The sequence below is a fragment of the Microcystis sp. LEGE 00066 genome (assembly GCF_015207925.1).
In the GTDB taxonomy this organism is placed as follows: Bacteria; Cyanobacteriota; Cyanobacteriia; order Cyanobacteriales; family Microcystaceae; genus Microcystis; species Microcystis ichthyoblabe_A.
In genome coordinates this window covers 1-1,512 of record NZ_JADEVX010000350.1, presented here as the reverse complement: position 1 = coordinate 1,512, position 1,512 = coordinate 1, and the positions used below count along the sequence as shown (strand labels likewise).

Annotated in this window: 2 protein-coding genes and 1 pseudogene; all 3 read left to right on the top strand. The window is 41.2% G+C overall.

The window, feature by feature from the left end:
* Positions 1 to 177 (top strand): annotated as a pseudogene (locus tag IQ224_RS23420) (ISKra4 family transposase); the annotation flags it as partial.
* Between the two features lie 13 nt (positions 178 to 190).
* Positions 191 to 676, top strand: coding sequence for a hypothetical protein (locus IQ224_RS23415; protein WP_002744577.1), 486 nt, complete (start codon positions 191 to 193; stop codon positions 674 to 676).
* Positions 677 to 884: 208 nt separating this feature from the next.
* Positions 885 to 1,391 (top strand): hypothetical protein, encoded by a 507-nt coding sequence (locus tag IQ224_RS23410; protein ID WP_228036372.1) that lies wholly within the window; start codon positions 885 to 887, stop codon positions 1,389 to 1,391.
* Positions 1,392 to 1,512: the final 121 nt, after the last annotated feature.

Here is a 1,512-nt window from a genome sequence, read left to right as displayed (position 1 = left end):
ATACCCAATTACGAACTCTATCAATCACAAGGGATTTGCATCGGTTCTGGAAGTGTAGAGTCAAAGATTAAGCAAATAGGTGCAAGAATGAAAATTGTGGGAGCACAATGGAAAGCAGAGAATGTTCCTCAGTATTTGAAGCTACGTTGTGCTTATCTCAACGGCGATATTGCCTGAGTATTTTTACTCATTGCAAAACTGGGATGCTCCCGCCTATACTCGCACCTTTCTAAAGCATTTAGCCCTTTTAATTACGGCTGAAGCGGCGAAAAATCATGTCAAAAAGATCAACTGGTCTATTTCCTATCCCTCGGCCTTTTCTCGCAGTGACAAAAATCTCTATAAAGTGACGTGGCAACGAATTATCGAGGATTTAGGCAAAACGACGGGAATTGACCATAAATGGTTAGACAGAGGCAACCCCTATCGTGCAGAAAGTTTAGCATTAGCCCATTATTTTGCCGATGAAGAAGGAAAAGACCTCCTTTATACCACCTGCATTGATATGGGAGGGGGAACGTCCGATATTTCTATCTGGGTTGGTAATCGTTTGATTCATCAATGTTCGGTACAGATAGCAGGAAGACTCCTCTTTTCCCAATTTTGGAAAAACCGACCTGATTTTCTTAATCAGCAATTTAATACAGATGGTTCTTCGGTTTGTCTTATGCAATAGACGGGAGTTATAAGGGATGGAACCCTTATAGAGAAAGACATTGGGCGATTTTTGTCAATTGTTTTTTATCTAAAGCGAACTAATCAATTAAATCCCTTACCAGATAAAGATTTTGTTGATTTATGCCCCCCTATCGAACCATAACAAGTAACGAAGAGCCACAGATTTAAGTGATTTAAGCAGTAGTTTGCGGGATGAACCCTTTTTCGTGAAACTTGATGGCTTATTGGCGGCCGAAGGAAGCAAGTGGTTAGAACGCAATCGAACGCTGATGGACGACGATCCTGATCTGCAAACGATCGTACAACTTTCTACACTAGGGATTTCAGGTTTGTATTACTATATCGGTCTTGTATTGCGTGCTTTAGACATTGAGGAAAAATACACTCGTAAGCTGAATACGCCAGTCTATATTGGGGGAAATGGCTCTCGGATTCTTAATTGGTTGGATTTAAGTGGAAGATTTAGTCCAGATTGTGAAACTTCTCTTCTTTTTAGCCGATTGCTCAGTAAAGCATCAGGATTTGAGAACAAAAAAGAACCCACTGTCCTCAGTTCTAAACCGAAAGCAGAAGTCGCTTGTGGCTTAGTTTTAGATCAAAATGTGACTCGTTTAACGGGATTACAAGATGATGATGAAGTAATTTTCGCAGGAGAAGATTGTGAGGTGAATGGGGTGGCTTTTGGCTGGCAAGATCGCCTTGATTTAACGTGAGTTCGACGGAGCTAAAAAATAGCAGGAGGTAGAGCAGGGAAGCCCTTTGGCTCTAAATCCAAGGAGGGTTTTTTGGGCAAATAGCTATAAGCAATCAAGCCAGCAAAGAGATTGACGAGAA